At 56.0% G+C, this 24,979-nt stretch carries 20 protein-coding genes and 1 tRNA gene; 10 read left to right on the forward strand and 11 right to left on the reverse strand.

Annotation, left to right across the window (positions count from 1 at the left end; translation table 11 throughout):
- Positions 1 to 14: 14 nt before the first annotated feature.
- The 5 genes from kdpB to E8D52_01745 all read left to right on the forward strand — a co-directional run bounded on the left by kdpB (position 15) and on the right by E8D52_01745 (position 7,730).
- Positions 15 to 2,132, forward strand: a complete 2,118-nt coding sequence (kdpB, locus tag E8D52_01725; protein ID TKB70929.1) for a potassium-transporting ATPase subunit KdpB — start codon at positions 15 to 17, stop codon at positions 2,130 to 2,132.
- Positions 2,133 to 2,163: 31 nt separating this feature from the next.
- Positions 2,164 to 2,736 (forward strand): potassium-transporting ATPase subunit KdpC, encoded by a 573-nt coding sequence (kdpC, locus tag E8D52_01730; GenBank protein ID TKB70838.1) that lies wholly within the window; start codon positions 2,164 to 2,166, stop codon positions 2,734 to 2,736.
- Positions 2,737 to 2,909: 173 nt separating this feature from the next.
- The gene (locus E8D52_01735; GenBank protein ID TKB70839.1) at positions 2,910 to 5,627 is read left to right on the forward strand and encodes a sensor histidine kinase KdpD; all 2,718 of its coding nucleotides are present in this window, start codon (positions 2,910 to 2,912) and stop codon (positions 5,625 to 5,627) included.
- An 18-nt stretch (positions 5,628 to 5,645) separates the two neighbouring features.
- A complete protein-coding gene (locus E8D52_01740; GenBank protein ID TKB70840.1) occupies positions 5,646 to 6,347 on the forward strand; it encodes a response regulator in 702 nt (233 codons plus the stop codon).
- A gap of 291 nt (positions 6,348 to 6,638) precedes the next feature.
- Positions 6,639 to 7,730: a porin gene (locus tag E8D52_01745; protein ID TKB70841.1), complete on the forward strand. Its 1,092-nt coding sequence runs from the start codon at positions 6,639 to 6,641 to the stop codon at positions 7,728 to 7,730.
- Here E8D52_01745 and E8D52_01750 read toward each other — a convergent pair.
- Entirely contained in the window at positions 7,722 to 8,450 is a 729-nt protein-coding gene (locus E8D52_01750) for a hypothetical protein (protein ID TKB70842.1), read from the reverse strand. The two genes, E8D52_01745 and E8D52_01750, sit on opposite strands and share 9 nt — an antisense overlap.
- Positions 8,451 to 8,574: 124 nt before the next feature.
- Complete coding sequence (locus tag E8D52_01755; GenBank protein ID TKB70843.1) at positions 8,575 to 9,042, reverse strand: hypothetical protein; 468 nt, start codon at positions 9,040 to 9,042, stop codon at positions 8,575 to 8,577.
- Between the two features lie 113 nt (positions 9,043 to 9,155).
- Between E8D52_01755 and E8D52_01760 the strand changes: the two genes are divergently transcribed.
- Positions 9,156 to 10,523, forward strand: a complete 1,368-nt coding sequence (locus E8D52_01760; GenBank protein ID TKB70844.1) for a M20 family dipeptidase — start codon at positions 9,156 to 9,158, stop codon at positions 10,521 to 10,523.
- Positions 10,524 to 10,892: 369 nt separating this feature from the next.
- Positions 10,893 to 12,119 carry an ammonium transporter gene (locus E8D52_01765; protein TKB70930.1) on the forward strand — a complete coding sequence of 409 codons (1,227 nt, stop codon included), beginning with the start codon at positions 10,893 to 10,895 and terminating at the stop codon, positions 12,117 to 12,119.
- Between the two features lie 192 nt (positions 12,120 to 12,311).
- Here E8D52_01765 and E8D52_01770 read toward each other — a convergent pair.
- From E8D52_01770 to E8D52_01795, 6 genes are all read right to left on the reverse strand, one after another.
- Positions 12,312 to 12,387: transfer RNA gene (locus E8D52_01770), tRNA-Arg, on the reverse strand.
- A 192-nt stretch (positions 12,388 to 12,579) separates the two neighbouring features.
- Positions 12,580 to 12,975, reverse strand: coding sequence for a hypothetical protein (locus tag E8D52_01775; protein TKB70845.1), 396 nt, complete (start codon positions 12,973 to 12,975; stop codon positions 12,580 to 12,582).
- 194 nt (positions 12,976 to 13,169) lie between these two features.
- Complete coding sequence (locus E8D52_01780; GenBank protein ID TKB70846.1) at positions 13,170 to 13,403, reverse strand: hypothetical protein; 234 nt, start codon at positions 13,401 to 13,403, stop codon at positions 13,170 to 13,172.
- A gap of 351 nt (positions 13,404 to 13,754) precedes the next feature.
- Positions 13,755 to 15,137 carry an HD domain-containing protein gene (locus tag E8D52_01785; protein TKB70847.1) on the reverse strand — a complete coding sequence of 461 codons (1,383 nt, stop codon included), beginning with the start codon at positions 15,135 to 15,137 and terminating at the stop codon, positions 13,755 to 13,757.
- Positions 15,138 to 16,142, reverse strand: a complete 1,005-nt coding sequence (galT, locus tag E8D52_01790; protein ID TKB70848.1) for a galactose-1-phosphate uridylyltransferase — start codon at positions 16,140 to 16,142, stop codon at positions 15,138 to 15,140.
- Between the two features lie 36 nt (positions 16,143 to 16,178).
- Complete coding sequence (locus E8D52_01795; protein ID TKB70849.1) at positions 16,179 to 18,380, reverse strand: glycoside hydrolase; 2,202 nt, start codon at positions 18,378 to 18,380, stop codon at positions 16,179 to 16,181.
- Positions 18,381 to 18,479: 99 nt separating this feature from the next.
- Between E8D52_01795 and E8D52_01800 the strand changes: the two genes are divergently transcribed.
- From E8D52_01800 to E8D52_01810, 3 genes are all read left to right on the forward strand, one after another.
- Positions 18,480 to 18,881 (forward strand): hypothetical protein, encoded by a 402-nt coding sequence (locus tag E8D52_01800; protein TKB70850.1) that lies wholly within the window; start codon positions 18,480 to 18,482, stop codon positions 18,879 to 18,881.
- A 61-nt stretch (positions 18,882 to 18,942) separates the two neighbouring features.
- Complete coding sequence (locus tag E8D52_01805) at positions 18,943 to 20,046, forward strand: aminoglycoside phosphotransferase (GenBank protein TKB70851.1); 1,104 nt, start codon at positions 18,943 to 18,945, stop codon at positions 20,044 to 20,046.
- 12 nt (positions 20,047 to 20,058) lie between these two features.
- The gene (locus E8D52_01810; GenBank protein ID TKB70852.1) at positions 20,059 to 20,820 is read left to right on the forward strand and encodes an NDP-sugar synthase; all 762 of its coding nucleotides are present in this window, start codon (positions 20,059 to 20,061) and stop codon (positions 20,818 to 20,820) included.
- A 53-nt stretch (positions 20,821 to 20,873) separates the two neighbouring features.
- Here E8D52_01810 and E8D52_01815 read toward each other — a convergent pair whose 3' ends face one another.
- The 3 genes from E8D52_01815 to E8D52_01825 all read right to left on the reverse strand — a co-directional run bounded on the left by E8D52_01815 (position 20,874) and on the right by E8D52_01825 (position 24,960).
- A complete protein-coding gene (locus E8D52_01815; GenBank protein ID TKB70853.1) occupies positions 20,874 to 22,235 on the reverse strand; it encodes a sigma-54-dependent Fis family transcriptional regulator in 1,362 nt (453 codons plus the stop codon).
- A gap of 94 nt (positions 22,236 to 22,329) precedes the next feature.
- Positions 22,330 to 23,652 (reverse strand): DUF1015 domain-containing protein, encoded by a 1,323-nt coding sequence (locus E8D52_01820; protein TKB70854.1) that lies wholly within the window; start codon positions 23,650 to 23,652, stop codon positions 22,330 to 22,332.
- A 129-nt stretch (positions 23,653 to 23,781) separates the two neighbouring features.
- Entirely contained in the window at positions 23,782 to 24,960 is a 1,179-nt protein-coding gene (locus E8D52_01825; protein ID TKB70855.1) for a polyprenyl synthetase family protein, read from the reverse strand.
- Between the last annotated feature and the right edge of the window lie 19 nt (positions 24,961 to 24,979).

Here is a 24,979-nt window from a genome sequence, read left to right on the forward strand (position 1 = left end):
CACACCCGATGAGCATGCCGACAAAAACACACAAGTCCCAGTCTCTGTTCGACATTGCAGTGATACGTCATGCGTGGCGTGATGCCATCTTCAAGCTCGACCCTCGTCATCAGGTCAAGAGCCCAGTCATGTTTATCGTCTGGACCGGAAGTGTCTTGACGACCCTCTTGTTCGTACAGGCGCTAGCGGGAACCGGGGAGGCTCCCACCTGGTTCATTCTCTCGATCTCGGCCTGGCTCTGGTTCACTGTGTTGTTTGCAAACTTTGCCGAAGCGATGGCGGAAGGTCGGGGCAAGGCGCAGGCCGATTCGCTGAGGCGGGCACGCCGGGAACTCACGGCCAAGAAGCTTGGCACAGTCGATCCCAGCAGCGAGCATTATGCGGTGTGGAACCGTCAGTTCCAGCGGGGCGATATATTCAGCGTGGTGTCCGCGAATCAGCTCACGAAGGGGGATGTGGTTCTTGTGGAGGCAGGAGATTTCATTCCGGCCGACGGCGAGGTTGTCGACGGCGTGGCGTCAGTGAATGAGAGCGCGATCACCGGTGAGAGCGCGCCCGTCATTCGCGAAAGCGGCGGCGATCGCAGCGCCGTCACGGGGAGTACGAAGATCCTGTCTGACTGGCTCATTGTTCGTGTGACGGCCAGTTCAGGAGAAAGTTTCCTGGACCGGATGATCGCCATGGTGGAAGGAGCCAAACGCCAGAAAACGCCGAATGAAATCGCCCTCACGATTCTACTCGCAGCTCTGACCATCATCTTCCTCTTGGCCACGGTGACGTTATTGCCGTTCTCGCTGTATAGCGTGCAGGCCATGGGGCAGGGGACGCCGGTCACTGTCACTGTGTTGGTAGCACTTTTGGTCTGCCTGATTCCGACAACCATTGGGGCTCTCCTCTCGGCAATCGGTATTGCCGGCATGGACCGCATGGTACAGGCCAATGTTATTGCGATGTCGGGAAAGGCTGTTGAAGCAGCCGGAGACGTTGATGTCCTGTTGCTGGATAAGACCGGCACCATCACGCTGGGCAACCGTCAGGCGACTGCCTTCCTTCCGGCGGAGGGAGTAGACGCCCAGGCGTTGGCTGACGCGGCCCAACTCTCGTCATTGGCGGACGAAACGCCTGAGGGTCGCAGTATCGTCGTCCTGGCCAAGGAGAAGTATGGGTTACGTGCTCGAGACATCCATGAGATGGGCGCCACATTCATTCCCTTCACGGCCCAGACGCGAATGAGCGGGGTTAACCTTGATGGGCGGCAGATCCGCAAAGGATCGGCGGATGCGGTCGAAGCCTATGTAACGTCACAGGGAGGGCACTTCTCTCAGGTTGTCAGATTGAATGTCGAGACGATTGCCAAACAAGGCGGAACGCCACTGGTGGTGGCGGAGAAAGCCAAGGTGCTTGGGGTAATTGCGCTGCAGGACATCGTAAAAGGCGGGATCAAGGAACGATTTGTTGAGCTGCGCCGGATGGGCATCAAAACGGTCATGATCACCGGCGACAACCCGCAAACAGCCGCAGCCGTGGCGGCGGAGGCCGGGGTGGATGATTTCCTGGCGCAGGCCACACCGGAGGCCAAACTTAAGTTGATCCGCGAGCTTCAGGCAGAGGGCCGGCTCGTGGCCATGACCGGGGATGGAACAAACGACGCACCGGCCCTGGCGCAAGCTGACGTCGCCGTCGCAATGAACACTGGGACCCAGGCGGCAAAAGAGGCGGGCAACCTGGTCGATCTGGATTCCAATCCCACGAAGCTCATCGAAATCGTGGAAATCGGCAAACAATTACTCATGACTCGCGGCGCGTTGACCACCTTCAGTATCGCGAACGATGTGGCCAAATACTTTGCCATCATTCCTGCGGCCTTCGCCACAACCTATCCGGCACTCAACACATTGAACGTGATGGGGCTGGCGACTCCGCAGAGCGCGGTCCTGTCCGCGGTCATCTTCAACGCACTGATCATCGTCGCGCTCATTCCGCTCGCCTTGAAAGGAATCACCTATCGCCCGATCGGCGCCGGTCTGTTGTTGCGGCGCCATCTCCTGATCTACGGATTGGGTGGTGTCGTTGTGCCGTTCGTTGGCATTAAGCTGATCGATCTGATTCTGGTGGCTTTGCATCTTGTTTGACTGAGATAACGATTAGGACGCGAGGAGAGACATGAAGGACCACGTAAGACCTGCTCTGACCATGCTCTTACTTATGACTGTCTTGACTGGCCTGGTCTATCCGCTGGCGGTCACAGGGCTGGCCCACGTGCTTTTCCCAGACCAGGCGAACGGCAGCTTGATCGTGCGCGAAGGCAAAGTGGTCGGGTCCAAGTTGATCGGACAGTATTTTGACAAACCGGAGTATTTTTGGAGTCGTCCCTCGGCGACCGTGCCGTTTCCCTACAACGCCGCTGCATCCGGGGGATCAAACCTCGGACCGACCAACCCGGTGTTGATCGATGGGGTTAAAGCGAGAGTGGTCGCATTGCGGGCCGCTGATCCGGGTAACGATGCGCTTGTCCCTATTGACCTAGTGACTTCATCAGGGAGCGGGCTGGACCCTCACATCAGCCCGGCGGCGGCTCAGTACCAAATCAGAAGAGTAGCTCGTGCTCGAGGGATCGATGAGGTTGTGGTGCGCGACCTCGTGGTCCAACACACAGAGGGCCGCCAGCTCGGTGTTCTTGGAGAACCACGAGTCAATGTTCTTCTGCTGAATCTCGCTCTGGACGAGAGGCGTTAGTTTCAGAGCCTCTATGTCCGGTGGTCATCAGTGGAAGCATTAGCTGAAGCACATGTAGCCCTTGTAGGATCGATCGGGCCGTTGACGCTTTTCCGGGCCTACCCTAAAATTCAACCGCCGTTCACGAAGTTGTCTTCAATTTTGCGCGCAACCTAACGCGGGAAACTGCTTGCATGAGCCAACCACGACCAGATCCGGATGCGCTGCTGAAACGTGTGCAGGCGGAGGAAACTCGCAAAGCCGAAGGCAAACTCAAGATCTTCTTCGGCGCCAATCCCGGCGTTGGGAAGACGTACGCCATGCTCGAAGCGGCACATGAGCAGCGGCGTGACGGTGTCGATGTCGTCATCGGCATCGTTGAAACTCATGGTCGGCGTGAAACCGAGGCGTTGGTGGACGGACTTGAGGTCCTCCCGCGCCGCGTTGTCGGCTATCGTGGCGCAGCGTTGCAAGAATTCGATCTTGACGCGGCCCTCGCGCGACACCCCACTATCATTCTCATCGACGAACTTGCGCACAGCAACGCGCCGGGTCTGCGTCATGTCAAACGGTGGCAGGATGTTCAGGAATTACTCAAGGCCGGCATTTCGGTCTACACCACCGTCAATGTGCAGCATCTGGAAAGCTTGAACGATGTGGTGGCACAGATTATCGGCGTGCGGGTGCGTGAGACCGTCCCGGATTCCGTGCTCGAACGGGCAGATGACGTCGAACTCATCGACCTCCCGCCTGACGATCTTCTTCAGCGGCTCAAAGACGGGAAGGTATACGTCCCGGAACAGATCCAACATGCGATTCAAAATTTCTTTGCCAAAGGCAATCTGATCGCGCTTCGAGAACTCGCGTTGCGCCGCACGGCCGAGCGGGTCGATCAGCAGATGGAAGTCTACCGGCGCGACCACGCAGTGGTCCGAACCTGGCCGGCAGCGGAAACCATCATGGTCTGCGTGAACATGAAACCTCGTGGCTCACGCTTGATCAGGGCTGCGCGCCAGATGGCGGCGGATCTCCATGCCAAGTGGATCGCGATCTATGTGCAGCTTCCTCGGCATCTTGGCTTGCCGCAAACCGAACGAGATCGCCTGGTACAAACACTGAGACTGGCAGAGCAGTTAGGGGCCGAAACCGTCACGCTCACCGGCGAGAACGTCGCCCAAGAGATTTTGAGTTATGCACGCAGCCGCAATGCCACAAAAATTATTGTCGGGAAACCAGTCAGGTCTCGGTGGAAGGAATGGGTGTTTGGGTCGGTTGTCTCGGACCTCGTCCATCAAAGCGGAGAGATGGATATCTATGTCATCACGGGAGAGGCAGGCGAAGGGCAGCCGCTGATGCGTCGCACTCTCCGAAGTGCCAATGATGCCTCAGGATATGCCTACGCCTTGGCAGGGGTGTTGATAGCGACGGCAGTCGCTTGGCTGATGTTCCCCTATTTCGCGGCGGCGAATTTGATCATGATGTATCTCATTGCCGTGATTGTCATCGCGATTCGTTTTGGGCGTGGGCCGTCGGCGATGGCTTCGATTGTGAGCGTGGCGGCTTTCGATTTCTTCTTCGTGCCGCCCTACCTCTCCTTTGCCGTCTCCGATATTCAATACCTATTGACCTTCGGCGTCATGCTCGTGGTTGCCTTGGTCATTGGCAATCTGGCCGTGCGTCTACACCAGCAAGCCGAGCTGGCCCGTTACCGAGAAAGACGCACGGGAGTGCTCTATACCATGAGCCGCGACCTCGCCACGCATCGTGGAACCGGCATGCTGGCGCAACTTGCGGCCAAGCATCTCCGTGAGGTGTTTGACGCTCAAGTTGCCATCTTCCTGGCGGATGTGGAAAAGCGGGTGCAACTGCAACGCGGGGAACTCCTGTTTTTTGAGTTGGACCCAAAGGAAGCGGGTGTGGCTCAATGGGCATTCGATCACAGTGAGCGAGCCGGACTTGGGACGGATACGCTGCCGGGGGCCAGCGCTCTGTACTTGCCCTTGGTCGGATCATCCGGCGCGATCGGGGTAGTCGCAGTCCGGCCGAAGGACCCGGGACTCTTGCTGGACCCCGAGCAACTGCACTTGCTTGAATCTCTGGTGAATCAGGTGGCGCTGGCGATTGAGCGGACGCGCCTGTCGGAGGAGGCGCAGCACGCCCACATGCGCGCCGAAACGGAGCGCATGCGGAACGCTATTCTCAGCTCGGTGTCTCACGACCTGAGGACCCCGCTGGCTACCATCACCGGCGCTGCCAGTAGCTTGGCGGAAGAGCAGAGGGAACTCGACCCCGCCGCTCGGCGTGAGCTCTCTCGGTCCATTTATCGAGAGGCTGATCGTCTTGATCGTTTACTGAAGAACCTTCTCGATATGATGCGTCTTGAAGCGGGAGCCGTACAGCTCAGCAAAGAGTGGCATTCTCTAGATGAGGTTGTCGGTGCAGCCTTGGCCAGACTGGAGGGACGGTTGCGCGAGCATATCGTCAACACGGCGTTTCCAGCCGATCTGCCGCTGGTGTTAGTCGATGGAGTGCTGCTGGAACAAGTGGTCATCAACCTGGTGGAGAATGCCGTGAAGTATGCGCCTTCGGGAGGCCCGATTGATCTGTCCGCATCAGCGAGCGATCGCGACGTGATCGTCGAGGTCGCAGATAGAGGACCGGGTATTCCAGTTGGGGATGAGTCCCGTATCTTTGATAAATTCTATCGCGGTAGTCTTGCGCGAGAGGGAGGGGTTGGGCTCGGGTTGACGATTTGTCGCGGTATCATGGAAGCGCATGGCGGCCGTATTTGGGCTGAGAATCGCTCCGGTGGGGGCGCCCTCTTTCGCTTCTCGATCCCGTTGCCGGATCAGCAGCCGTTTCTGGAGGCGGAGACTCAACAAGGCCAATCATTTTCCATCGAAGAGCAGTGATCAAGACCGTATTGCCATATGTCACAGGAAGCCACGATACTCCTCATTGAAGATGAACCGGAGATTTGCCGCTTCCTGCGGACGACACTACCTGTCCATGGCTTTCGATTGTACGAGGCGACGACGGGGCGGGATGGTCTTGCCGAAGCTCAAGCAAGAAATCCTGACCTTATTCTGCTGGATCTCGGTTTGCCAGATCTAGAGGGGAGCGAGGTCATTCGGCAGGTGCGGGAATGGACCACCACCCCCATCATCGTGCTTTCGGCTCGAGACCAGGAACAGGTCAAAGTAGCGGCACTCGACCTCGGTGCCGACGATTATGTGACAAAGCCGTTCGGGGTCAACGAACTCCTTGCACGGATGCGAGCGGCGCTTCGTCATGCGTCCCGACCTGCTGATGGCGGCGAATCGGTGTTTACGCTGGGTGATCTTGGCGATCTTAAGGTGGATCTCGGACGGCGGCAGGTGTTTGTCTCAGGGAAGGAAATTCATCTTACACCGATCGAGTATAAACTGCTCACAACGTTGATCCGGTATGCCGGCAAAGTGCTGACTCACCGTCAGCTGCTAAAAGAGGTCTGGGGACCGCTCCATATAGAGGAAGGCCATTATTTACGGGTCTATATGCGTCAATTGAGAAACAAACTGGAGAAAAACCCCGCTCATCCCCGCTATCTTGTGACAGAACTGGGAGTTGGATATCGACTCCGGACAGAATAATCTACTCCTGTCTTTATGCCGCACTCACTGTCACGGCATTGGTTTTTATCCCGTTTTGATATCTGACGAAGTATAGTTTGTAAGTGAGAGTTGGCTCTCAGCAGTGGGGAAACTGCATTGATACGAGCGGGCATTGCGCATCCGTCAACGATCAATATGATGACCAGGAATCATGGGCGCAGTTGGCGCAGAAACATCAGTTTGCTAGTGATTCTATGGGGGATCATTGCGACGGTTTCCGTATGCGAGGCTCAAGACCTCAGTCAACGATCAGAAGAGAAAGCGGCACCTATGCCCGCAGCTGCCTTCATGGGCTCCATCGCAACCGATTGGCACTATGGCGGGTACGTGGATGTTGGGTATATCGGAAATTTCAACTTTCCCGATAACCAACTCTGGCGCAATCGTGCCACAGCTGCGCATCACAATCAGCTCTCTCCGAACATGGGGTTGGCCTATGTGCGCAAGGATGCCAAAGAATCTTCACGCTGGGGTATGGAACTTGGCCTCCAAGGCGGGCGGGATTCGGAAGAGTTCGCATTCTTGGTGGGGGAGAGACGAGTTGATGGGTCGGATGTGCTTCGACACATTCATCGCGCAAATATGTCGTACCTAGCTCCGGTCGGCAACGGGCTGACGATCACCGCCGGTCTGTTCAACAGTCTGATGGGGTACGAGTCCCTCTATGCCAAAGACAACGCCAATTACACGAGATCGTGGATTGCGGACAACACGCCCTACATGATGTTTGGGGTGAATGCGCAGTATCCTCTCAACGACAATCTCACCGTCACCGCCTTCGTCGTGAATAGCTACTATCATCTGGCGCATCCGAATGATCTCCCAAGCTATGGGGGGAGATGGGTTTGGAAAGCTACGCCACGGGTCACATTGACCCAAACCCTCTACGCAGGACCGGATCAAACGGATACCTCTCTGGAGTTTTGGCGTCTGTATGGAAATCACATTCTGGAATGGAGAGGGGACGATGTGACGGTTGCGGCATCCTTCGATATTGGAACTGAAAGCATTGCCATTCAGCCAGGTCGCCCACGAACCTTTGTCATGGGAGGCAACATGGTTGTCAGGTGGCATATCACCGGGCCGTGGTCTGTGATATTGCGACCCGAGTTCTACTGGGATCGGAACGGTCGGTGGAGTGGTTCAGAGCAGTTCGTGAAGGCGATCACTTCTACCGTCGAGTACAAGCTCCCATATAAATGGACCAACATGGTGGTGCGAGCAGAACATCGTTACGATGACTCAACTGGGGCAGGAGGCGGGTTTTTCAAGAATGGGGGGATCCGTCCCGACGTCGTTGGCCTTGCGCGTGAGCAGCATCTGCTTTTGTTGGGAGTCCTTGTCAGCTTCGACTCACCGTGAGTGGGGAGCAGGAGGAGGGAGCTCTTGTATCCAGTGTGGGAACCGATCGACGATGCGTTGGCCGAGTGCTTGGATGGCGTGTCGCTTCGCCTCTTGTAGCGCGGCGATATCTTCAACTAAGACAGCCGATCCGACCAGCTTCGATGTTCCTTCAACTGTCTGCATCGGTGCGTGCCATTCTGAGCGCACAGCCCACACGTCGCCGGTGATCATGACGAGCGTGTCGCTTTCGGTACCAGGGGCGAGATAGGCGCCGATTACGGTCGGATACAACCAGGCAAAGCGGTTGTTGTATCGATCGACGGCTGCAACTCCGTTGACGATCAAAACCACATCTACTCCATATCGAGCACCAGCCTGGCGGATTCTGCGGATATCTTCACCTCGCAGAGTGGCATCCATCAGCACAAATGCATCCTGGAGGACATGCGCATCTTGTAGTGGAGCCAGCTCGCGGAGTAGTTGGTCTCTATCCCTCGCTGGCCATTCTACCGCTCGGACGGACTGCCTGTGCGGAAAGTCGTGATGTACAAAAAAGACACCGAGCCGAACGGGTGTGGAAAGGTGAACGCCCTGGCTCGTGACGGGCTGACTTTCAGGGATTGGGACAGGCTCGACATGAAGGACTTCGTTCATCACCGTCCGATCGAACCCTTGGCTGCTCGCACAGCCGGTTACTAACAGGAATATCAGCAACCAGACAGTCTTTGACTCTTGCATCAGAGGTTTCTCATGCCTTTCGTTAGGAGGAAAGATGGATATCCCTATTGTGATGCTTGGCAATATCCCCAAAGTCCCAACCTTCAACGCGTAGACTTCCAATCCGCTGTATCTGAAGGGGACCTTATTCCACAATTGGAAGAATGCGATCGGCAACTGCCTGTACCACACGTTCTTGTTCGGTCGCCGCTTTCAACCCTTTGAAACTGAGATAGTGTCCCCCGTGACTCGGTGCCTGAATCGTGGCGCTGACTTCGACACGATCTCCATCCTCGACTTCCGGATCGCGGACAACTGGTCTACCACAAATGCCTAACACGGCCACTGGAATCGTCGCCTCATCGTCCTCAAGACGGAACAAGTACGCACCATAACAATTGTCCCCATTGGCAATTGGGTAGGGCTCCAGGGGCCGTACATCCCGTGCAATGCCTCGCAAGATGACATGCCGAAGGTGATAGGCCCGCGGTTCTTCGAGTATGGCTTGTATGCTGGTCGGTTCCTCTGCCCATACCGGTATCGGTGTGTCTGCTCCTAGAAGTGTGAGCAGCGCAATGACGAGAGGAGCGATGATCCGTGCCGAAATGGTCATGCTGGGTGAAAGGCATTTTATCATCATTTTGAGTTTGGAACTCGGGGCTGCTTTCTCTTGCGAGGCATGATCGCTATAATTCCCCGTCTTTTTGTTAAGGAGGAGCACTCGCTATGGTGAATGAGCGGCAACTGAGGATGTTTGTGAAGGAATCACGGCCAAGGTTTGAGGATCTCTTGGGGCAGATGGTGGAGGTGCCGTCGATCAGTATGGATTCATCCCGCGCGGGCGATATGCGACGTATGGCTGACCTTGCGAAGCAGTATTTGGTCGGGATGAATGCCAAGGTTCACGTGGTAGAGACCGGTGGGTACCCCATCGTCTCCGGCGGGTGGATGGCAGGGCCTGAGTATCCGACCGTCACAATCTACAATCATCTGGACGTGCAGCCGGCGCAGGAGCCGGAATGGAGGCAGGCGCCGTTTGCCTTTAGGAATGAACGGGGGATCTATCGAGGGCGAGGAGCGACCGATGACAAGGGCCCAGCTCTCACGGCGATGTTTGGCGCTCAATATGCGATCGAGCAAGGTTGGCCAATCAACATCCGATTCTTGTGGGAACTCGAAGAAGAGATCGGAAGCCCACATTTTGCTGCAGGACTTAAGGATCGCACGGCTGTTCCACGCCCCGATTCCGTGGTTGTCTCAGATACGATCTGGATTGCCAAGGGGCGGCCTGCGGTGCCATACGGCTTGCGCGGCCTGCTCGGCGCACGTCTGATCCTGCGCACGGGGGAGAACGACGCACATTCGGGTGTGACTGGAGGGGCCGCACGTAACCCGCTGGCCGAGTTGATAGAGGTGGCGAACAGCTGTGTTGAGGCGAAGACCGGCAGAGTAAAAATTCCTGGTTTCTATGACGATATGGTCCCGCCCACGACCACTGAGATGAAGGATTTCCTGAAGTCCGGTTTTGAAGTAGAGCGATTCAAGAAAGCCTATGGATTTCGATCGCTTCGCGTACAGGATCCCGCCGATGTCATGCGACGGATTTGGGCATCTCCGACCTTCGAAATCCATGGCCTCAGTGGGGGATACCATGGACAGGGAGTGAAGACGGTTGTGCCCGGTCATGCCGAGCTCAAGGTCAGTATGCGCCTTGTCCCAGGCCAAGTGCCGGAGAGAGTGTTTGCCCTGTTGAAGAAGCATGTGGCGAAGGTGAATCTGGATGTGAAGGTGGAGAAAGAGGGCATGCTCCATCCATTCAAGGGCAGTTTCGAAGGATCATATGTGGACTGTGTGAAACGTGCGGTAAAGGCAGGGTTTGGTAAGGATCCAGCATTTGTGCGAGAAGGAGGGTCAATCGGTGCGGTGGTTACCATGCAGAAAACCTGGAAGGTCCCCATCCTTTTCATAGGTTTGAGCCTACCTGAGCATGGATATCACGCTCCCAACGAATATTACGACTGGGGTCAGGCTTCAGGGGGGATGAAGACATTCGCTCATTACTTCTCAGAGCTAGCAAAGATAGGGAAGGTATAGGGTCTGTTTTTGACCAGGCGGTTTCAAGTTCCAAGTGCAACGGGTGAATGGGAGCGGAGTTCCGCATAGACCCTACGCGCAGTGGCGCCTTCATTCACCCGTTGCACTTGGAACTTGAAACCGCCCTGAGAAATCAGTACGTTGTTCGATGTATCACCTATTCCCTCATTATTCTCCCATTTCTGACTGACTGATTGACACTGGATGTGCAGTATTGATCCCGCGACTAAGCCTTTGGTTGGGTTTGACAAGAGCGCTCGCCAATGGGGTACACTGCTCTCCCTATAGCCCCCCCTTTTACTCCTATTGTCCAAGGAGGACTCGATGCGGAACAGCTTCTGGTTGAAGGTGCTCAGCGCAGCAAGTCTGATGCTCTTGTGCGTCACAAGTTGGGTCGGTGCCGAAGAGCCGGCTGGCGCCGTGAATGAGGCGCGCTTGGTCGCGCAATATAACTATTCAATTCACATCCTGGCCATGCTGGTCGTCGGGTTCGGCTTTCTCATGGTCTTCGTCCGACGATATGGCTTCGGGGCCACGACCGGCACCTATCTCGTCGTCGCAACGGGGATACCGCTGTACATGTTGTTGCGCGCGAACGGAGTGGTGGGGCATTCGATACAGGCCCATTCGGTTGAAACGCTCATGTTGGCAGAATTTTCAGTAGCGACGGCGTTGATCGCGATGGGGGCGGTGCTTGGACGCTTGCGGGTGTTTCAGTACGCGTTACTCACGTTGTTGTTAGTGCCTCTCTATGCGCTGAACGAATATTTGGTGTTGGACAATGGTTCGGGGCTGACCAAAGGGTTTCAGGACTCAGCTGGATCGATTGTCATCCACGCATTCGGTGCCTATTTCGGATTGGCTGCGTCTCTGGTACTGACGACGGCGCAGCAGCGGAGTCAACCGATCGAATCCGATCCGACGTCTGATCGGTTCGCGATGCTCGGGTCCATGGTGCTGTGGCTGTTTTGGCCGAGTTTTGCGACCGCAATTGTGCCGTTCGAGCAAATGCCTCAAACGGTCGTGAATACGATTCTGGCATTGAGCGGGGCGACGCTCTCGACCTATTTCCTCAGCACACGTTTTCATCATGGAAAGACCTCGATGGTGGATATGGCTAATGCCGCATTGGCGGGTGGAGTCTCCATTGGCTCGACCTGTAACCTCGTGAGCCCCACAGGTGCGTTTGGGATCGGATTGCTCGCCGGTGCTTTGTCGGTCATTGGGTATGTGTTTATTCAGCCCATGCTTGAATCGAAGATCAAGCTTGTCGATACGTGTGGCGTCCACAATCTGCATGGGATGCCTGGGTTATTGGGTGGACTGATCGCAATTGTTGTGGTGCCTGGTGTCGCTGGGGTTCAACTCGTGGGCATCGCGATGACGCTTGCCACCGCAATCGTTGGAGGGGTCATCGCCGGTATGATCATCAAAGCCACAGGTACGACTGAACAGGCATATGAAGACTGCCATGAGTTTTCCCATGTGCCGGGGCCGGAGAGTGAACGACGGGTGGAGGAGCTGGCGCTTGGAGCCAAGGCCGATATCGACGCCCTGCAGAAAGAAATTCTTGCTCGGACTGCCGCTCGCACATGAGTGGTGGTGCATTCTGCAATTGTTTGTAAAGGATCTGATGGGAGGTCTGGCTAATCCAGATCTCCCATCATGTAGAGCTGTTTGCATAGGCTCAGCACCCAGCACCAACGCGCAGTCCAGTCGAATGCTGAACCAAGAGGGTATTGGCTTGTCGCCTTTATTGAGTAGGCTCTAGTTCGAGCAAGGTTTGTGTGGTGCGCCCGACAGGACTTGAACCTGTAACCTTCTGATCCGTAGTCAGATGCTCTATCCATTGAGCTACGGGCGCATCTGTATTTTCCGCTGAGGTGTAGGTCCTGAGGTAAAGGGATCGCTTGACGACGAATAGGTAGAGGATGCTGTCTCGTCTCAGCGCTTTTGTCTCAGCACGTACCGGTGTCAGTGGTTATACAGTTCTCAGTGAGAAGGGGTCAAGAGACGAACGCGAGAAAGTCTGGATTCGAGGTCCGGGGAAAGGTGGTTAAGGGATGGTCTTTCGCACTTCGTTTGAGAACGAACTTTCGGCACCATCCATATTGTATGTGGTGACTGTGAAGAAATAGGTGGTGCCGGATGCAAGGCCAGGCACAGTGTAGCTCGTGACATTCATGGGAACGGTCGCTATCGGTTCTCCATACGCACCTGGCGCTGTTGCCTGATAGATCTTGTATCCTACAAGATCTGATCCCTCACTAGCCTCCCACAAAAGCGTGGCTGTTCCACTGGGTACGGTCTGGTTGAATAAGGCGCATGCTGTTGTCACGAGCAAGAATGCACATAGCTGGAATGCAAGATAATGACGGATCATCGATCTGGTGAGGCTCATAAGACGCCTACGTCCAACTCCTGTGCCGAGGGATTCAGTTTGGTGAGCCATGGGAGGAACATATTTGCACGGATCTTGGCACCAGAAATATTCTTACAGAAGCGCATGGACATATCAAGGATGAAGGTTGACCGTCTGTGGCGATCAGCAGGAGGGTAGGGGATTCTGTTCTGGAGAAATGAAAACACTGGGGGATTTCTCTTCTTCTAGAGAAAGCCCCCAGCCTCGTTCCAGCAAGCTAGAACTTACTTACCGCCCTTTTCATCCTTCTTCTCGCCGAAGGTGTCGGCATGGCCGCCCTTCTTCTCTTCCTTCTTCTCGCCGAAAGTCTCGTCGACCTTGCCATCCTTTTTCTTCTCTTCAGCAGACACCACCACGTGGCCGCCCTTCTTCTCTTCTTTCTTCTCGCCGGCGAACGCTGGTGCGCTGAACGTGACTGCCACTGCTACTGCCATGATTGCCATCAACATGCTCTTCATTATAAGAACCCCCTAAAATAAGAAGTTAAAAAAATGTGTGCCACTCACTTGGCACTTACCGAGATACTCAGCAAAGGTAGTGCCATTCCGTCCTATTAGTAAGATGAGACAAAGACCATCAGGTAATCAGTAGGTTACGAAATTCCTCTCATGAAGCTGTGAATGGTTTATCCTACATGATGCCGTAGCGGAATAGTTTGTATACGACTAAACTGCCTCACTCCGCTCGCGACCATGTATGATGGGCTGCGCGTTTCGTGAGTTCTCATTGTCAGAGGAGTAACTTGAGGAGGACGAGGTGTTCGAGGGAACAAGTGTAAGAATTCGAGATTCCAGGAACAAGGTTGTCGACTAGCACAGAGCAGAGCGTTTGTTTTTCGCGTAGACTAACCCTTCCTCCAGCGTTGCGAAGACTCCATCAAGCTGAGCCTCATAACAGTCATCAAGCAGTCGGCCCATGTCAGGACCAGGCTGGATTCCACATTCCAACAAGTGACGGCCCATGATAAGGGGAGAAGGCGTCTGACGGTCCACTTCCAGCTGGCGTGCTCGGGCCAATAGCCACTCACCGGCGGGAAATCCATCAAACTGTTTCGGCGGCCGTCCTGCATGGTCAGCCCGCGCCACGCGCACCAATCGGTCTATGCGCTGGACTTGCCTTGCCAATCGGCGGACTGCGCTGTCCGAAGCGTTGGCGTCATGCAGGGCACGAGGACGAAGATGGCACAATACCAGAGGGACCACCTCATCGATCAGGCTGTGCTGGTTGGTCAGTCGCTCAAGAAAACGTTGTGTCGGGCCTGCCCCTTCCGATTCATGCCCTCGCGAGGTGACGTGTCCATATTCTTCTTTGGTCGTGGCCGGTTTGCCGAAGTCGTGGCAGAGGACACCCAACCCAACGGCCAGGTCATCCGGCTCATCACCGGTGCGCTCGGCAGCGAACCAGTCCAGGCAGTGGAGTGTGTGGATCCAGACGTCGCCTTCCGGGTGCCAGGTGGGATCTTGTAGACAGCCTTCAAGGGCTGCGAGCTCCGGATAGAAACGGAGCCAGCCGCAGTGACGTAAGAACTGCAATCCCAGCGATGGCTTGCGTCCTTGCAGGAGCAGCTTCTTCCATTCTTCCCAGAGACGTTCGCTTGGCTGACTTTCCTGCGAGAGTGTCCGGCACAGGGCCACTGTTTCCGGCGCGACCGTGAGTTCAAAGCGGGCAGCCAGCTGCATGCCACGCAAGACACGCAGAGGATCTTCTGCGAATCGGCTCGACGCGTGGCGCAAGATCCGTGCATGGAGGTCGCCGCGACCGTTGAAGGGATCGCGAAGCTCCATGGTGTCCGGATCCCAGGCCATTGCGTTGATGGTGAAGTCTCGTCGTGCCAGCGCCTCATCAATCGGCATGTTGGGGTCGGCTTGTCTCAGCAAGCCAGGGAGGGAGGTGTCGTCAGTGCGCATGCGGGAGGGAATGGACAGATCGACCGGTAGGCCTTGCAGCTTGAAGACCGCAAATGCTTTCCCGACGAATTGCACGGAGAAGTATTCGGCCAGCAATGCATGAACTTGACCGGGCGGCACACCCGTCACTTCAAGGTCCAAATCCCGTGGCTGCTGACCTAGCAGGAGATCCCGGATCGAGCCGCCGACTAGCCATGTTCTCCCACCGGCGCGGCGAACTAGTTGCTCAATCTTACGCAGTGCTTCCGCAAGCGTGGGATCTTCGATGCGAAAGCGGGCCGGCACTTAGATTTCTGCTTCGCGGAGGAACGTCGCGGCTTCCTCCGGTGATACCGGATTGATGTAGAAGCCGGTGCCCCATTCGAAGCCGGCCACTTGCGTCAGCTTCGGGATAATCTCCAGGTGCCAATGGTAGTACTCGCCGGTTTTCTCATGAAGGGGAGAACTGTGGAGGATGAAGTTGTATGAGGGGCGAGCCAGCACTTTGTCCATACGGCGCAGTGACTCCGAAAGGATCGGGGCCAGAAACTCGAACTGGGATTTCTGACTTTCCTCAAAATATGCCGCGTGGCGCTTGGGGAGGATCCACATTTCGAACGGAAACCGAGGCGCAAAGGGTGTGACGCAGAGGAACTCTGGGTTCTCGGCGACGATGCGATCTCCTTCCGAAAGATCCTGCCGGAGGATATCGCAATAGATGCAACGCTCTTTCTGCTGATAGTGCGTGCGGCATCCGTCCAACTCCTCCTGCACGTTGGTCGGGACGATCGGCAGGGCGATGAGTTGAGAATGGCTGTGTTCCAGAGTGGCGCCGGCGGACGCGCCGTGGTTCTTGAAAATGAGAATGTAGCGGAATCGAATGTCTTTTCGGAGATCAATCATTCGGTCACGATAGGCCCATAGCACGTCCTCGATCTTCTTGATCGGAAGATCGGCAAGGCCTTCAACATGGTTAGGGGTTTCAATGATGACCTCGTGCGCTCCCACGCCGTTCATACGGTCGTAGAGCCCGACTCCTTCGCGCCCCATGTCACCTTCAACTTGCAGCGCAGGAAATTTATTCGGGACGACGCGTACGGTCCAATTGGGAGAATTGGGTCCACCCGGCTGCGGCCGATAGGCCATGATTTCTTTCGGCGTGAGCCGTTCCTGTCCAGGGCAAAACGGACAGAGGGTCGTCGAAACCGGTCGGGCCGGTTGGAGGTTGATAAAGTCATGTGGGCGCCCTCTGCGCTCAGTGGAAATAATCACCCAGCGGCCCACAATGGGGTCACGTCTTAGATCTGGCATCTCTTCTCCTCCTACTATCACAACCCTTTACGATGATCATACTCTCCACAGTTCGGCCTCAAATTCAGGTCCAGGTACGGTCAGGACGGCCGGATGATGGCCAGGATAGCGAGCGACTTCGAGGCCGTGTTCTCGCACGATGATCGACATCTGGATCGTATGTCCTTGTTCCAGACACAGCTCTTTCCAAGGGACGGCCAACTCCAGAATGGTGTGGGCCTTGATTGACTGATAGGAGCCGATCTCTTGCCAGGCATCTGCCTGGGTTTGGCGAGACAAGAGAAAAGCCTCCGGGCCTGGCGAGGTCAGCGCAAATGTCAGCCGAAAAGTACATTGAGGCCCTTGCAACCGAATATCAACGTCGAGGCCCTGTCGTGTCGTACTCGTTTCGTCTGGGTCGAATCTCATCACGAGCTGACCTGAGGTCCAACCGAATTGAATCGCCGTGAAGAGTCCATCGGCTTTCCACATGGCTCCAAGCGGGGGCTGGGTGTTAATGTTTCCGGCGCCACGCCATTCGAAAAAGTCGGTCACGATGCCGTCGATTGTGGGATTCAACAGGACGAGCGGCTGTTGGACCGAATCGGATTCTGAGGCGATGGCCCTCGTGCAGATCGGAGTATTCAGTTGATCGGGGGGCGGGATGCCCATATGCGTCCAGACATTCCGAAGATGGGTGCGGAAGAGGCGGTCAAATTCAGGCTTGAAATCGGTATCGAAATCATCGCCGTACCACCAGAACCAGTCGCTCCCTTCGGCGGCGTAGAGTTCTTGCCATGCCGCGTGTGCACGGTCAGGTGGAAGACTTTGTGCGAGATTCACCAGTTGTGTACGAGTGTGACCGAGGAGATCCCACCCGCGATTGTCTTCGTAGTGCCCGATCCAGATCTTGTAGTCGGAATTGATCCAGGATCCTGAATGGAGGCAGGGGAGTTGTTGTGCGGGTTGCACGGCAGCCATCGCATCCGACATGGTGGAGGCCTGGACCAGGACCTGTCCGTCGTGATCCAGTTCGTGGTTGGTGAAGGCTTCGTACAGGAGAGACAGGAACTGTTCCCCGCCGTCGTGATAGTGTTCCCATGGATTTTCACCGTCCAAGATGATGGGGATGATGATCTTCTCTTGCGGTGCATCGTGGACAATGCCCCGCAGACGCCGCAGGACATCCTCAGCGGCGGATTCGGGCGTCGTCTTGTGGTAGACGAATCCGAATGCGTCTGAGATTTCGCGGTCGCGAAACAGTACGGTCAACGCATGTTCGGGTTCACCGATGCGATAGGGTTGATAGAGCGCGGACTGCCGATGCCATGGGCGACCGCACATTCCCAGGGAGCGTGCGAGGATGCCCTCGTCCGTGGCAAACCAGCGAAGGCCGGTCTGATGGATCAGCGGAAGCATCTCTGGACACACCGATCCCTCTGATGGCCACAAGCCGGTCGGAGCCCGACCGAATGTGGACTGATGAAATTCGACGGCTTGTTGAAGTTGTGCTGCCGCGTCCTCCAGCGCATGGAAACGAGCAGGCAAGGGAAGGTCAGGCCTGGCCCGCCGGTTGATCTCGGTGTCGATCACCAGAGGCAGAATCGGGTGGTAGAAGGGAGTCGTCGTCAGTTCGACTTGCTCTCGCTCCATGAGTCGCCGGTATAGCGGAATAATGTCTTGTATGGCTCTCCGCTGCAACGCCAATACTTCCTGCTTGTCCTCCTCGGTGAAGCTGCGATTTTTCTGGCGCAGCGCAGCCAGACGAGGATATTGTTGAACGGTGCCATATCCGAACCAGGCAAGGTTGTGCCAGACTTGGAGGTCTAGCAGCTCTTGTGTGGAGAATTGACGGGCGACGCGGTGGAGATCATGCCCCGGGACGTCCAGTCCACGTTTCACCAGCAACTCATGGTATCGTGGATAGGGGCGCACCATGGTCGCCCAGTTGGCTGAAAAGAAATGACGGACCAGGAAGGCCTTTTCTTCAAGGGTGAGGCTGGCCGCTGGGCGTTGTGCATGTTCGAGAAACAGATCGAGGATCTTCCCGCTACCGATCTCTTGTAACTGCAAGAGGAGAGACGGCGTAAAATTGAACGTGGCGCGTACACCGGGGAATTTCTCCAACAGATAGGCCATATCGTAATAGGCCTTGGTCGCATGCAGGCGCACCCATGGCATACTGGCCGATCCGGCCACCGGATCGGTGTAATAGGGCTGGTGCATATGCCACAGAAAACATACGTGGATATGCTTCATTGATGCCGATCCCCTTTCATCTTGGCGAGTATGTCATAGGGGGTATGAGCATGCAATCCGCAGGCAGATTTTTGATGGAACATCGTACGAGGAGTTGAGATGGTGACTTTTCTTCGATATTGGGGGCCGGTGTGCGGCTATGCCGGGCTCATTTTTTATTTATCCGCGCAGTCGCATCCGGAAGAGCATGTGCCGTTCGTCACGCATTTTAGTGATAAGGTCTTGCATGCCATCGAGTATGCGGTACTCGGTGCGTTGTGCTACCGGGCGCTTTGTGGAAGTGGACAGACCGTGTGGAGGCAACAGGCGATTCCGGCAGCCATCCTTCTGGCCTCCTTGTATGGGGTAAGCGATGAGGTCCACCAGGCGTTCGTTCCATTTCGAGATTCGAATTGGCTCGATTGGCTGGCCGATACGGTCGGAGCTGCGATTGGCGTGAAGGTCATGCATCGGGTGTTCAGTCTCAGGCCGGTCGGCTCGATTCCAGGAGTGTTGAGGTAGGGCCGATCGAATATGAGGTGTTCGTGACAAGTCGCGGGATGCTCGCTATAATTTGCTGAATATGTTGTCGGCGAACACCACTCCTTTCACGAATCCCCTGTCTCCTCCCGATCAAACTCTCATCGCGCAGGCCGTCGAGACTCGTCTTTCTCCCGGTCTCGTTTTGAAGGCGCTGACGCCATTGGCAGGCGATGCCTCCAATCGGCGCTACTATCGCGCCACCGTTGCCGGCGGGCCACCTCATGCTGTGATCGTGATGCAGTTGGCTGAGCCGGAAGGTTTCAAACAGTCTGAAGAGGCGGTCAGTGGCGGGATCCACCAGATCTCGGAATTACCCTTCATCAACATCATGTCGCATCTGGCTAAAGCAAAGGTGCCGGTGCCTGTACTCCATTACTATGATCAATCCGCAGGGCTGCTCTATCTGGAAGATTTCGGAGATGTGACCTTGGCAGAGGCCGTTAGCCAAGCGGATGCGCCAAGCTTGGAGTCACGGTATAAGCAGGCCATCAATGTCTTAGTACAGATGCAGATCAACGCCACGACGCCGGCAGATCCTGGGTGCCTGGCGTTTCACCGCAGTTTCGATGTGCCGTTGCTGATGTGGGAGTTCGATCATTTTCTCGAGTATGGAATTGTGGCGCGTCGCGGCAACCCGTTGCCTGATGGGGACGCCACGGCAATCAGACGGGAGTTCGAAGGAATCGCGGAACTCCTCGCCGGACAACCACGCGTCTTTACGCATCGCGATTATCACTCTCGCAATTTGATGGTCGACGGGTTGCGGCTTGGCGTGATTGACTTTCAGGATGCGTTGATGGGACCGGCAACCTATGATCTGGCCTCACTCTTACGGGACGCCTACATTCGACTTGACGAAGCCCTCGTTGACGATTTGGTGGGGTACTACCTCGATCAGCTGGCCGAACAACGCTTCGTCTGGACCAATCGTGCCGCGTTTCGACGGCTGTTTGATCTGACAAGTATTCAGCGCAATCTGAAGGCGGCCGGCCGGTTTGTCTATATTGATCGGGTCAAAGGCAACTCGAAATTCTTAGCGGATATCCCCCGCGTCTTGAGTTACGTCAGGCGCAATCTTGAGAAACATCCGGAGCTGGATACCCTCCGGAGGCACCTCACACCGCATGTGCCTGAATTGCAGTAGAGGACTGATTGTGTGAAGGCCATGATTCTTGCGGCTGGTCTTGGCACTCGCCTGAGACCGCTGACGTACACCATTCCGAAGCCGTTGCTGCCGGTCGGTGGGGTGCCGCTCATTGTCTGGAACCTCCTGTTGCTGAGGCGGCACGGATTCCGTCAAGTCGTGATCAACTTGCATCATCTGGGGCCGATGATCGAACAGGCTTTGGGCACGGGTTCGAAATTTGGGATGCAGATCATCTATTCGCATGAGCCGGTCATTCTGGGCACCGGCGGTGGAATCAAACAAGCGGAGCCTCATTTTTCGGGAGAGCCCGTGTTGATTCTCAATGGGGATACGCTGGTGGAATTGGACCTTGAGGCGCTCTGTGATTTTCACCGTAGCAGCCACGCGGCGGCAACGTTGGTGCTTCGGGAAGACTCAGACGCGGTTAGCTGGGGGCTAGTTGAGGTGGAAGAGAAGGAGAGGAAGATTCTGCGTATCACCGGAAAAGGGCGTGCGGATTCCGTTCCCACGATGTCGCGCATGTTCGCTGGGATTCACATCTTGCACCCTCGGTTGCTCCGGCAGGTGCCGAAAGGAGTGGCCTCTTCGATCATCGATCCCTATGTGAGGGCCATTGAGCAAGGAGAGCTGGTGCTCGGGTATGATCTGCAGGGCTATTGGTCGGATATTGGCACGACCGAGCGCTACACGCAGGCGGAGCGGGATGTCCGAGCGGGACTGATTCGTTTAGAAGCCCGTCAGCCAGCCGCATCGCGCGTGCCACTCTGCTAGACCGCCTTGCCCCAGTCGCAACCCTCCGTCGACCAGTCACCACCTCGTCTCGCCTATTTTTGCTGTTTGAGTAATCGAGCCAGATAGGTTCGCTGAAGCTTGAGCGATTCCGAGGCTTTTGTCTGATTGCCTTCAGCCAGTTCCATCGCGCGCGCGATGATGTAGCGGCTGTGGTGTTCCATCGATTCATGGTAGGGCAGGTTCAGGTACGGGAGGAAAGGGTCTTCGTCTCGACAGGGGCTAGTGTCATCTGCCAGGAGCGCCAACATCTCCGGTTCAATGGTGTCTTTCTGGCTCAAGACGACGGCGCGCGCGATCACATTATCCAATTCCCGAATATTCCCCGGCCAGGGATAGCCGGTCAAGGCCTCGATTGCCGCTATACTCAGTGCCATGCCTGGTCGTTTTGCATCTCTCGTATGCCGATCCAAAAAGAACTGGGCCAGGGCCGGGACATCCCCTGATCGTTCGCGAAGCGGTGGCAGCGTGAAGGTCACGACGTTGAGTCGAAAATAGAGATCTTCACGGAACTGGCCTGCTCGTACGGCCTGCCGAAGGTCCTTGTTCGTGGCCGCAATGATACGAATGTTGACTGAGACGGTCTTGGAGCCGCCAACACGCTGAAACTCCCGGTCTTGCAGGACACGTAACAGCTTCGCTTGCAACGGAAGGGACATGTCTCCGATCTCGTCAAGGAAGACGGTCCCACCGTCGGCCATTTCCAGCTTGCCCTTCTGTTGTCGGTCGGCCCCGGTGAATGCTCCTCGCTCGTGTCCGAATAGTTCATTCTCCAGTAGCGTCTCCGTCAAGGCAACGCAGTTGATGACGATGAGTGGCATGGCACCCCGATGGCTCCACTGATGGATCGAGCGAGCGAAGAGTTCCTTGCCGGTCCCGCTTTCGCCGAGGAGTAATACGCTCGCATCGGATTTGGCGGCCCGTTGTGCCGCTTCCACGACAGACTTGACGGACTGGCTGTTGCCGACGATGGAGGCGTAACGGCCGTCGACTTCAGACCGGAGATAGGCGACCTGGCGTCGCAGTGAATCCCGCTCCAAGGCTTTGCGAATCACGATCAACAGATGGTCTTTATCGAGGGGTTTGGTCAGAAAGTCGTACGCCCCTTCCTTCATGGCCTCAACCGCGGCTTCAACAGAGCCATGCGCAGTCATGACGATGACAGGAATATTTTCAGCCGGTTTGATCTGGGACAGACGCTTGAGGACATCAAGTCCCGACACTTTGGGCAAGGTAAGGTCCAGGAGGATCAGCTGGGGAGACTCGTGAACGATGTGGTCAAGCGCCTGTTGTCCCTCGGCGGCCGCGACGGTCTCGTATCCGGAAGCATGGAGCCGGTCCTCAAGCATCATGACGATGTCGGGGTCATCGTCGACAATAAGAATTTTAGCGTTCATCGGAATAATCCTCTATCTTAGGTCGCCCGCTAGGGCCGAATCGGCCAGGAAGTCGTTATCCATTGACGAGCGGCGAGGTGTGAGACATCTCCACCTACCCGTTCATGACGTTGATGACGAGCCCCGTCAACGGCTTCGGGTAAAAATACGTCGATTTGTGCGGCATCCGCTCCCCCGCAGCTGCGACCGCTTGCACTTCACTGACCTTCGTGGCGTTGAGCAGGAATGCGCCGGTTCCTGTTCCGTTGTCCACCCAATCCAGGGCTTCATGGTCATCTTTGGTGTACAGAATGGCTTCTTGTTCCTGTTGTGTTGGACAGAGCTTGGTCACGATCAGTTGCTGCAGCAGTGAGACGTCGAGTTTGGCTCGAGGTGAGGCCTGAATGGAAGGTCGATGGGCCGGTTTCAGGGTGAGGGTGACGTAGCGGTTATCGCCTTGACGTATCAGCCCGAACACCGGGGCCTTTGTTCCTTCAGTCCGCAAGCTAGCCAGGAATTGTGAGCGTGTGTGATCTTGAGTGGATGCGTTAAAGGGGAATTCTTGAAGCTCAAACACGTCGCCCAATACGGTCTTGATCTGGTCCGAAGACGGCAATGGGGTGGTCGCAACGCGGTGCGTCGGTAAGACCGTCAATCCCGGATCTTCAAGTGGGGTAAGCAGCATGAGCACCGAGTCGTAGGGTTGCAGCCCAGTCTGATGGCCCATCTGCTGTCGCCGGAGCTTTTGATAGTTCAACGCCGTTTCATAGCGATGGTGACCATCCGCGATGAACAACGGCTTGCTGTGCATCGCATCGGTCACCTGTTTCAGTACGGTCTCGTCGGTCACGGTCCACAAGCATTCTCGACATCCAGCATCGTCTTGAAAGTCGTAGCGCGCCGGCGTGCCATTTGTTGCGGTGTCCAGAAGTTGGATGATGGCACCGAGCGGATCAGAGTAGAGGGACCAGATCGGGCTGAAGTTTGAACGGCAGGCTTCGATCAGATTCAGGCGGTCGGTCTTTGCCGCGGCACGTGTGTTCTCATGAGGGTAGATATGTCCGGAGTCGAGCGCCTCCAGCTTTGCCAGCGCCAGAAATCCACGAAGCACTTTCTTCGGAGCATCAGGAGCTGAATAGAGAGGGGTATATTCAATCGTGTGATAGTAGACGGCTGGCTGCGCATCGCGTTTCAGGATCCCCTCGTTGAGCCAGGTCTGCAGGGTCGTGGCTGCACGGGTGTATCGGTTATGGGCAGGGCTGTCCCCGGTCTGGTCGAGCCCTAATTCCATTCGGATAATGTTGTGGGGATGGCGATCGTGAAGTCGCTTCTGCCCATTCATGTCGATAATGTCGTACGGCGGGGCGACCACATCCTTGATGGTACCCACGAGCGTTTGATCGTATAGCATGCCCTGGAATGGCAAAATCTGTGACATGAACAACCCCTTGGTTAATGTCGTGACAGCGCGACGACGGTTTGATGGTTACAGGAGAGAGTGGGATCCTTTCGCCCTATGCGTTGCCGCTTCTACGGTCCAGCGTTCTTCCAGCTGGTGGGAAGACCACTATCGGTCGCGGGTAATCATGTAATCAGCGGCGACTGACAGCGCACGGCGTGCGGTACTATCATCGAAGCGTTCAAGCTCATGTTTGGCGGCGGCGATATAGGTGCTCGCGCGATCCATCGCATAGGTGATCGAACCGAAATCGGCCATGAGGAACAGGATACGCTCAAGATCGGACGTGCTGAGCGTCCGGGTCTCCATGCGGTCTTTGATCATTTGGCGGTCCTGCTCTGAGCATTGTTGCAACAGATGCAGCAGCGGCAGCGTCGCTTTTCCCTGCCGGAGATCTTGCCCGATCGTTTTGCCGAGCGACTCGCCGTTTGCGATGTAGTCTAAGGTATCGTCGGCGACTTGAAAGGCGATGCCGAGGTATTGTCCGAAGCGAAACAGCGCCTCCTGTTGGGTTTCAGATGCCTCGGCCAGAATGGCGCCCATGCGGCATGCTGCCGCAATGAGGCCGGCGGTCTTATGCTCGACGATCTTAATGTACTCCAGTTCCGGCATCGCAGGGTTGCCGTTATAGTACAGCTGAAGGACTTCTCCTTCCGCCATTTTATTGCAGGCCTCGGCTAGGACTTCATTGATGCCTTGATTCTGGAACTCCACGACTTTGCACATGGCTTTTGTATAGAGGTAATCGCCAACGAGAATGCTGATTTGATTTCCCCACACTTTACGTGCGGCTCTCCTGCCTCTTCGGAGATCGGCGTCATCGACGACATCGTCGTGTAACAGGGTTGCGGTGTGGATGAATTCCACGATACTGCCGAGTTGATGATGGTCAGCGCCGGGATAACCGCAGAGGCGAGCCGACAGGAGGAGCAGGAGGGGTCTGATGCGTTTGCCGCCACCGCTCAAGATATGGGCGGCGACCGTATTGACCAGGGTCACGCTAGAGTCGAGGTTTCCCTTGACTCGATCTTCCACTCCGTCCAGTTCACCACGGTATGCATCCCACACATCTGACATACTGTGCAGGGTTGCGATCGCTGGACTTTGTGCCATGCGCGGATGGTATGGCAGCCGAGGAAATAAAGTCAAGCAAATGAAAGAGGTATAGACTACCGCAATCTTGACAGAGGAATGACCCATCCAGTAAGGTCCCATCGTAACAATGGGGTGACGGTCACCCTGAGCGCTAGAGGGGGCAACCCACCCCAGGTTTCTCGCGTGCTTCATTCCATTACATAAGGAAAAA

The organism is Nitrospira sp., from assembly GCA_005116745.1.
Classification (GTDB): Bacteria; Nitrospirota; Nitrospiria; order Nitrospirales; family Nitrospiraceae; genus Nitrospira_D.